Raw genomic sequence first — 8,243 nt, forward strand, 5'->3', positions numbered from 1 at the left:
GAACTGGCCCGATACTTCGACATCCCGCACCGGTTTGATGCGCGACGTGCCGCCGGCGCGTCGACGCCGCCCGACTCTACGAGGAAGCCGACTACACGGCCCTGAACGAGGGTCACAAGGAAGCGCTTCGCGCGGATCACCGCGTGTTCCTCGCCAAGCCGACCTCGGGCTGTCGTTCGCCGACGGGGACAGCGCCACCCGCTTCGACGAGCAGGTCCGCCGAACCGTCTACCCGCAGGCGGTCCGGCCGGCCTCCGCCCACACCACCGAGGAACTGCTGGCGCGCATGCAGTGGCTGCGGGACGAGAACCGGACGCTGCAGCAGAAGCTCAAGGCACGCCGCGCGCAGCCATTGCGCGAGCAGGTCAAGCAGGCGGTGGGCAGCCGGGTCCGACGGATGCTGTCGCGCTGACCGTCGTACGCCCGCCCGGCAGCGGACCAGCCGGCGCCAGCGCCGCGACGGTGCCCGGCTCGGTGCCGACGTCGATCACCCGCCGTCCGGCCCGCACCCGCCGGGTCCAGCAGCGCTTGCGCGGGTACGCGCCGCGGCCCGGTCCCGAGAGCGCGGAAGTCAGTACCGGTCGCGGAGGATCCGCTTCATCTGGGTGATCTCCTCTTCCTGTGACTTCACGATCTGGTCGCAGAGGTCGATGATCTCCGGTCGGTGATGTCGGACTCCTGGCAGACGAGGACCGCCCGGGAGTGGTGGGTGATCATCGACCTGAGGAAGTTCTCGTTGCCCACGAAGGGTTCCGTGCGCACCGCCGCGAAGCCACCGACGAAGAGGGCACCCAGCACGGCGTAGAGCACGATGTTGAGACGTCGATCGGTGAACATCTGATGCATCACGCCCATCATGATCACACCCATGACGGCGACCATGATCACCGACGTGTAGAAGTTGCTCAAGTTCAGAAAGAAGTCCGACCACCTGCGGATCTGGGAGAGTGTGAGGACGAACATGACCGCAAGGCTGATCAGCAGGACCAAACCGAACCGGATGTAGTTGCTTCTCATTTTTCCTCCGGCCATGGTCGGCTCCCTCTAGGTTTTCGCCCAGATTAATGTCAGTTGAGCGGCAAAAGCTTCCTATGGGGCGGTTGGCCCCGAGCCCGAGCCGAGCGAGAAGAGGAGGATCTCGGCGCCAGGACGTCGCACCAGGCCGTGCCGTTCGGCGAGGTTCCCGGCCGGCAACGGCGTCGTGCCGGCCGCCGGGGGGGAGCGCGCGGCGCGCGGCGACGTACTCATGTCCAGTGCCGCGGTCCACAGGCTGAGCCGGATCACAGAGGAGTTCCAGGCGGGTGGTACGCGCTCCGGGAGCGCCCGGCCCTATCCAGCGACTCCGGCGCCCGCCGGGTCGCTCCGATCCTCACGACGAGTGGATCCGTCCTTCCCGCTCACCCCGTCGCGCCACCTGCCGTACCTGTTGATTCGCCTCGTCCACGGAGCAGCCGGTGGCCCGCATCAGGTCACTGGCGGTCACCCGCACCTGGGTCGCGACGGAGGCGGCGAGTTCTGCAATCCGCCACCGGCGGCCCGGCCCGCCTCGTCGCCCGCCCGCAGGGCGTGCCGTCGGGTTCGCTCGTGTGGCTTGTCGGCCCGTACTCCCGCTGCAACTGCTGTACGGCGTCCGCGAGCGCCGCCACGGCGTCGGGGAGGTGATCCGTGATCTTCTCCCCGTACTCCACCATCGTCGCCGATCGTCGGGCGAGGTCCTGGCTGTCGGCGATGACGCGGATCAGGTGCGTGACGCCGTGGGCGTACCGTTCGTAGTGCTGCCGCCAGTGCCACCTCGCCGGCGCGACCGTGACCACCTCCTCCGCGCCGCTGAGCGCCTCGCGGAGCCGCTCCACGTCCGGTCCCATGGCACGCAGGCCGTCCGTCGCCCGCACCGCGCGGTCCGGATCCCTCGTCCGTATCGCCGCCTCGGTCTCCCGGAGGTACGCCGCGAGCGCGTCGAAGACCGGTGAAGCCGCCCGGCGCATGACGCGCATGGGGTGCAGTGGCAGCAGCACCGCCACCACCAGCAGACCCACCAGGCTTCCGGTCGCGGCGTCGATGATCCTGGGCAGTTCCAGGTTCTGTTGGCTGGAGGAGAGCGTGGCGATCAGGACCGCCGTACCACCCACCTGGCTGACCACGGTGCCGCCCCGGCCGGTGAGTCCGAGGGCCACCCCGATGGCCAGGGCGACGATGACACCCGTCTGCCACGGGCCGTGCCGATGAGCAGGACCAGCCCGTCGCCGATGGCGATGCCCAGGCCCACCCCGAACAGCAGCTCGACCGTACGGCGGTGCGCTGGCCGATCGCCGCGGCGATCGTGCCGACCGCTGCCGTCGGTGCGAAGACCGGATTCGGGTTGCCCAACAGGCTGAACGCCAGCCACCAGGACAGCGCCGCCGCCAGACCGGCCTGCGCCGCGATCAGCGCGATGATCTCCAATTGGCGTAGCCGCAACCGTCCCGCCCGGCTGGCCCGACTCCGGGTGCCGGTAACCAGGTTCCGGGCCCGGCGAGCCAGCACGACCAGCGGCGCCGGGCTGCCCCGCTTCGGCGGCGGTTGAGTCACGCCCGCGACTACCCGTCAGGCCATCGCTGAATCGCGCGTCCGAGTGCCGGCCACGGAGCAGACCGCCGGGATCGCGGTACGAGCCGGCCGGACGGGTGGGTCCGGAGAATTCCTGGAAGAAGCCCGAGGATCTCCGATGTCTGCTCGGCGTCGCGGTGCCGGCTACCCGGCGCTTGTGGTGATCCCGCCGGTGCCCGGCAAACGGACGCTGCCCAAACCCCTCGCATCGCGGTTTCCGAGAGCCACCGTCCGTGAATGCCTATGGTGGAGGAGACGCGACGGGCTCGCGTCGGCCGGTCGCCGCCGGGACGATGGACGAGCAGCATGGAGCGGTTCCTGGAGGCCCTCTGGGACACGAGCAGCGTGAGCGGTCGCCTCGTGACCAGCATCGTCCTGATCGTGCTGGCTGTCGTACTCGCGATGCTCGCCGGGCGCCTGGCGACCCACCGGGTGGCCGACACCACCAATCGTTACTACCTCCGTAAGGCGGTGCACTACCTGACCGCAGTGGCGCTGCTCTTCGCGCTGGCGCTGCTGTGGCGGCCGTTCGCCGGACGGGTCGCCGTGGTCTTCGGTCTGCTCGCCGCCGGCCTCGCGCTGGCCATGCAGGAGGTCATCGGCGCGTTCGCCGGGTGGATCAGTATCCTCACCGGCCGGCAGTTCCGCGTCGGTGACCGGATCCAGATGTGCGGGGTACGCGGTGACGTCCTTGACATCACCCCACTGCGTACCCGGATCTTGGAGAGCGGCTCCTCCTCGGACCCGGAATCCTGGATCCGCGGCCGTCAGTACACCGGGCGGGTGGTGTCCTGTCGAACCGCTTCGTGTTCACGGCGCCGGTGTTCAACAGCAGCACCGTGCTGGATCATCTGTGGGAGGAACTGACCCTGCCCGTGCCGTACGAGGCGGACTGGCACCTGGCGGAGCGGATCCTGTGCGAGGAGGCGGAGAGCATCTCCTCGACGGTCGAGGCGCGCCGCGCCATCGAGCAGATGCGCCGCCGCTACCCGTCGCCGACGCGCGACGCCGAGGTCGACCCCCGCGTCTTCGTCCGCGCCACCCCCAACTGGGTCGAGTTGTCCGCCCGGTTCGTGGTGCCGGTACGCGCCGCCCGCCAGGTCAAGGATCAGGTCACCCGGCGGGTGCTGGACCGCTTCGCCGACAGTGGCATCCGGGTGGCGTCGGTGACGCAGGACATCACCATCCACCCGCCTCAGGCAACCGAAACCGTCGCCGTGGCCCCGGGTGACCGCCGATGACCCGTTGACGGGGTCGTGGCGCGCGAACGTTGCGGGTGCGCGGTGACATGACGTCACGCACCGGACCGTCCATCGACGTTCATCCAACGGATCGATGTGCGTAAGCTCGGCCCGATCAGATCTGGGAACCTACCGAGGAGGTTCCATGGATCGTCGAGCGATGTTGCGGGCCACTGTTGTCGGTGCGGGCGCTGTCGCCCTGCCGTTCACGGCGTGGTCGGCGGCGTACGGAGCACCCGCGCAGAACGCCGCTGGGCCCTACGGCGGGCTTCGGTCCGCCGACGCCAACGGCATCCAGTTGCCGGCCGGCTTCACCAGTTCGATCGTCGCGCGTTCCCGGCAGACGGTGCCGGGGACGTCGTACACCTGGCACGACGCTCCGGACGGCGGCGCGGTGTTCCCGAACGGCTCCGGCTGGATCTACGTGTCGAACTCCGAGGTGTCGGCCGGTGCCGGCGGCGGCGCCTCACGCCTCGTCTTCAACTCCAGCGGTGCCGTGGTCGGGGCGTCGCGGATCCTGTCCGGCACCAACAACAACTGCGCCGGCGGGAAGACGCCGTGGAACACCTGGCTCTCCTGCGAGGAGGTGTCCCGGGGCCGGGTCTTCGAGACGTACCCGCTGGGCGGGACCGCTGTGGCGCGTCCCGCGATGGGCCGGTTCAAGCACGAGGCGGCCGCGGCCGACCCGGTCCGCCGGGTCGTCTACCTGACCGAGGACGAGAGCGACGGCAAGTTCTACCGGTTCGTGCCGACCACCTGGGGCGACCTCTCTGCCGGAACCCTCCAGGTCCTCCGCGCCGGTACGGCCACCTCCGGCACGTTCACCTGGGCCACGGTGCCCGACCCGGACGGCTCGCCCACGCCGACCCGGCGGCAGGTGTCCGGCGCGAAGACCTTCAACGGTGGCGAGGGCTGTCACTACGCGGACGACACCGTCTGGTTCACCACGAAGGGCGACAACCGCGTGTGGCAGGTCAACCTGGCCGCCGGTACGTACGAGCTCGCCTACGACGACAGCCTGGTCACCTCCGGTGCCGCACCGCTGACCGGCGTCGACAACATCACCGGGTCGACGGCCGGTGACCTGTACGTCGCCGAGGACGGCGGCAACATGGAGATCTGCATGATCACGCCGGACGACAAGATCTCCGTCTTCCTGCGGATCACCGGGCAGAGCGGCTCGGAGATCACGGGACCGGCGTTCACCCCGGCCGGGGACCGGCTGTACTTCTCGTCGCAACGCGGCACGACCGGCTCGTCCTCCGGCGGCATCACCTACTGCGTCACCGGTCCGTTCCGCCGATGACGGGTTCCCGGCCGCGCTGACCCGCACGGGCCCCGGGTGGCCGTTCGTGACGGCCACCCGGAGCCGTTGTCAGCCCTGCCGTACCTCGGCCGCGGCGGCGACGAGGTGTCGCAGGGACGCCTCGACCTCGGGGTAGGTGCGGGTCTTCAGGCCACAGTCGGGGTTGACCCAGAGCCGGCGGGCGGGGACCGCGGCGACGGCGCGGCGCAGCGCGTCGACGACCTCGTCGTGGGGCGGTACGCGGGGGGAGTGGATGTCCCAGACGCCGGGTCCGACACCGCGCCGGTACCCGATCGCGGCGAGGTCGTCGAGGATCTCCATCTTGGAGCGTGACGCCTCGATGCTGGTCACGTCGGCGTCGAGGGCGTCGATGGCGGTGATGACCTCGCCGAACTCGGAGTAGCAGAGGTGGGTGTGGATCTGGGTGTCGTCGGAGACGCCGCTGGTGGCCAGCCGGAACGCGCCGACCGCCCAGTCGAGGTAGGTCTGCTGCTGGTCGCGGCGTAACGGCAGGGTCTCCCTTAGCGCGGGTTCGTCGACCTGGATGACGCGGATACCGGCGGTCTCCAGGTCGCGGCACTCGTCGCGCAGGGCGAGGGCGACCTGGTCGGCGGTGTCGGCGAGTGGCTGGTCGTCGCGGACGAAGGACCAGGCGAGGATGGTGACCGGGCCGGTGAGCATGCCTTTGACGGGTTTGCCGGTCAGCGACTGGGCGTAGGTGGACCAGGCGACGGTCATGGGTGCCCGGCGGGCCACGTCACCGAAGATGACGGGCGGGCGCACGCATCTGGTGCCGTAGGACTGCACCCAGCCGTGGTCCGTGGCGGCGAACCCGTCGAGCTGCTCGCCGAAGTACTGGACCATGTCGTTGCGTTCCGGCTCGCCGTGCACGAGCACGTCCAGGCCCAGGTCCTCCTGCAGCCGGATGACGTGGGCGACCTCGGTGCGCATCCGATCGGTGTAGCCGGCGTCGTCGAGGGTGCCGGCCCGGTGCGCGGCGCGTGCCGCGCGCAGCTCGGCGGTCTGGGGGAACGAGCCGATCGTGGTGGTGGCAGGTCGGGCAGGCCGAGGCGGCGCTGCTGGCGGTCGGCGCGCTGGGCGTAGTCGCCGCGTTGCCGGTCGTCGGGGCGTAGCGCGGTGAGGCGTCCGCGGATGTCGTCGTGGCGCACGACGCCGGTGCGGCCGGCAGCGGCGCGGGCAGGGTCGTCGTGCCGTCGCGCAGCGCGCGGCCGAGCAGGACCACCTCGTCGACCTTCTGGCGGGCGAACGCCAGCCGGCCGGCCAGCCGCGGGTCCAGGCGGGTCTCGGCGGCCAGGTCCACGGGTACGTGCAGCAGCGAGCAGGACGTGGACACCGAGACGTGGTCGGCCAGCGCGGCGACGGTGGCCCCGGCGGCGATGGCGGCGCGTAGATCCGTACGCCAGACGTTGCGGCCGTCGACCAGCCCGGCGACGATAGTCTTCCCGCCCAGCGGGCCGGCGGCGGCGAGCCGGTCCAGGTTCTCCCGCCCGGCGACCAGGTCGACGCCGACTGCCTCGACCGGGGTGTCGAGCAGCGCGGGCAGGGCGTCGCCCAGGTGGCCGAAGTAGCTGGCGACGAAGATCCGCGGCCGGTCCGCCAGGTCGCCGAGGCGGCGGTAGGCGCGGCGGAGGCCGTCGATCTCGGCCGGGGAGCGGTCGGCGACGTAGGCGGGCTCGTCGAGTTGCACCCACGGCACGCCGGCTCCGGCGAGCGCGGTGAGGATCTCCGCGTAGGTGTCGACGAGGTCGTCGAGGCGGGCGAACGGGTCGGCGCCCTTGGCCAGCAGCAGGAACGTGGCCGGCCCCACCAGCACCGGCGCTGGCCACCGACCCGTGCCGATGAACCTGTAGCGCCCGCCCGCTCCGGCGTCCACCCGGGTGCGGTTGCCGCCTCGCGGCTACTCCGGCCCTGTCGGTGCCGGCCCCTATCCTGAGCCGATGGAGCTGGCGTTCAGCGGCGAGGTGTGGTTCTGGCGCGGCCCGGCGCCGTACCACTTCGTCACGGTGCCCGACGAGCAGAGCGCGGCGATCGAGGCGGCCTCGGCGTCGGTCACCTACGGCTGGGGGATGATCCCGGTGACGGTCCGCATCGGTGGCACCGGACTGGCGGACGTCGCTGTGGCCGAAGGACGCCGGTACGTGGTGCCGCTGCGGGTCGCGGCGCGCCGGGCCGAGGGCATCGAGCTGGGTGACCGGGTCGACGTGCGGCTGACGGTGGACGTGTGACCGGCCCGGAGCTGGCCGAGGCGGGCCGGCTGCTCGCCGCCGCGCGGCGGCCGGTGGTGTTCACCGGGGCGGGCATGTCGGCCGAGAGCGCGTGCCGACGTTCCGGGACGCCCAGACCGGGCTCTGGCGGCGGTACGACCCGCAGGAGCTGGCGACCCGTGCCGCGTCCGGGCCGACCCGGCGCTGGTCTGGGGCTGGTACGAGGCACGCCGGCGCGGGGTGCGCCGGGCGCTGCCGAATCCGGGGCACCGGGCGGTGGCCGCGATCCAGGCGCGTCTGCCGGAGACGGGTGTGATCACCCAGAACGTCGACGACCTGCACGAGCGCGGCGGTGTGCCCGCCCCGGTACGCCTGCACGGCAGCCTGTTCGCGCCCCGCTGCTCGGCCTGCGCCCGCCCCGCGCCGTTGCCGTCCGACCTGCCGCTGCCGTCCGACCTGCCGCCGCCCTCCGATCCGCGGTGCCGCCCGGCGAGCCGGAGCCGCCGGACGGGCCGCTGACCCCGCCCGCCTGCGCCGGATGCCGGGCGCCGGTACGGCCCGGGGTGGTGTGGTTCGGCGAGGCGCTGCCGGAGACGCACTGGACGCGGCGTCGAGGCGGCGTCCGGCTGCGACCTGCTGCTCACCGTCGCACCTCTGCCCTCGTGCACCCGGCCGCCGAGATCCGCTCGTGGCGGCCCGTCTCGGCCGCGTGGTGCAGGTGAACCCGGTGCCGACGCCGCTGGACGAGATCTGCGCGGTGAACCTGCGCGGCCCGGCCGGCGAGGTGCTGCCCGCGCTCGTCCGCGCCGCCTGGCCCGACGCGGACGCCGCCGACTGAGCTGCCTGCGGCGGACGCGCCCGTCAGGCGCCGCCCTGTCGAACGCG

Annotated in this window: 10 protein-coding genes and 2 pseudogenes; 8 read left to right on the forward strand and 4 right to left on the reverse strand. The window is 71.9% G+C overall.

Going from position 1 to position 8,243, the window contains the following annotated elements; genetic code table 11:
* Positions 1 to 412, forward strand: a pseudogene (locus tag KSK32_RS00595) (hypothetical protein); the annotation flags it as partial.
* A gap of 215 nt (positions 413 to 627) precedes the next feature.
* On the opposite strand, the gene KSK32_RS00600 reads toward KSK32_RS00595, so the two are convergent.
* Together KSK32_RS00600 and KSK32_RS00605 are read right to left on the reverse strand one after the other, a co-directional pair.
* Positions 628 to 1,032, reverse strand: a complete 405-nt coding sequence (locus tag KSK32_RS00600; protein ID WP_254186888.1) for a DUF305 domain-containing protein — start codon at positions 1,030 to 1,032, stop codon at positions 628 to 630.
* 437 nt (positions 1,033 to 1,469) lie between these two features.
* On the reverse strand, positions 1,470 to 2,174 hold the full coding sequence (locus tag KSK32_RS00605) for a hypothetical protein (RefSeq protein WP_216927955.1): 705 nt from the start codon (positions 2,172 to 2,174) through the stop codon (positions 1,470 to 1,472).
* A gap of 119 nt (positions 2,175 to 2,293) precedes the next feature.
* Here KSK32_RS00605 and KSK32_RS00610 point away from each other — a divergent pair, with 119 nt between their 5' ends.
* From KSK32_RS00610 to KSK32_RS00625, 4 genes are all read left to right on the forward strand, one after another.
* Positions 2,294 to 2,563 carry a hypothetical protein gene (locus tag KSK32_RS00610; RefSeq protein ID WP_216927956.1) on the forward strand — a complete coding sequence of 90 codons (270 nt, stop codon included), beginning with the start codon at positions 2,294 to 2,296 and terminating at the stop codon, positions 2,561 to 2,563.
* 329 nt (positions 2,564 to 2,892) lie between these two features.
* A complete protein-coding gene (locus KSK32_RS00615; RefSeq protein ID WP_216927957.1) occupies positions 2,893 to 3,453 on the forward strand; it encodes a mechanosensitive ion channel family protein in 561 nt (186 codons plus the stop codon).
* Positions 3,426 to 3,827 carry a mechanosensitive ion channel family protein gene (locus KSK32_RS00620; RefSeq protein WP_216927958.1) on the forward strand — a complete coding sequence of 134 codons (402 nt, stop codon included), beginning with the start codon at positions 3,426 to 3,428 and terminating at the stop codon, positions 3,825 to 3,827. The genes KSK32_RS00615 and KSK32_RS00620 overlap by 28 nt, the downstream gene beginning before the upstream one ends.
* A gap of 145 nt (positions 3,828 to 3,972) precedes the next feature.
* The gene (locus tag KSK32_RS00625; RefSeq protein WP_216927959.1) at positions 3,973 to 5,133 is read left to right on the forward strand and encodes an alkaline phosphatase PhoX; all 1,161 of its coding nucleotides are present in this window, start codon (positions 3,973 to 3,975) and stop codon (positions 5,131 to 5,133) included.
* Positions 5,134 to 5,202: 69 nt separating this feature from the next.
* Here KSK32_RS00625 and metE read toward each other — a convergent pair whose 3' ends face one another.
* Positions 5,203 to 6,546 (reverse strand): 5-methyltetrahydropteroyltriglutamate--homocysteine S-methyltransferase, encoded by a 1,344-nt coding sequence (gene metE / locus KSK32_RS00630; RefSeq protein ID WP_308163608.1) that lies wholly within the window; start codon positions 6,544 to 6,546, stop codon positions 5,203 to 5,205.
* A gap of 25 nt (positions 6,547 to 6,571) precedes the next feature.
* A pseudogene (locus KSK32_RS33035) lies at positions 6,572 to 7,027 on the reverse strand (hypothetical protein); the annotation flags it as partial.
* A gap of 64 nt (positions 7,028 to 7,091) precedes the next feature.
* On the opposite strand from KSK32_RS33035, the gene KSK32_RS00640 reads away from it, so the two are divergent.
* The 3 genes from KSK32_RS00640 (at position 7,092) to KSK32_RS34825 (ending at position 8,196) form a co-directional block, all read left to right on the forward strand.
* Positions 7,092 to 7,379 carry a DUF1905 domain-containing protein gene (locus KSK32_RS00640; RefSeq protein WP_216927962.1) on the forward strand — a complete coding sequence of 96 codons (288 nt, stop codon included), beginning with the start codon at positions 7,092 to 7,094 and terminating at the stop codon, positions 7,377 to 7,379.
* 183 nt (positions 7,380 to 7,562) lie between these two features.
* The gene (locus tag KSK32_RS34820) at positions 7,563 to 7,877 is read left to right on the forward strand and encodes a Sir2 family NAD-dependent protein deacetylase (protein WP_374226681.1); all 315 of its coding nucleotides are present in this window, start codon (positions 7,563 to 7,565) and stop codon (positions 7,875 to 7,877) included.
* A gap of 169 nt (positions 7,878 to 8,046) precedes the next feature.
* Entirely contained in the window at positions 8,047 to 8,196 is a 150-nt protein-coding gene (locus KSK32_RS34825) for a hypothetical protein (RefSeq protein ID WP_374226680.1), read from the forward strand.
* Positions 8,197 to 8,243 lie beyond the last annotated feature (47 nt).

This window comes from Micromonospora sp. WMMB482 (genome assembly GCF_019038635.1).
Classification (GTDB): domain Bacteria; phylum Actinomycetota; class Actinomycetes; order Mycobacteriales; family Micromonosporaceae; genus Micromonospora; species Micromonospora marina.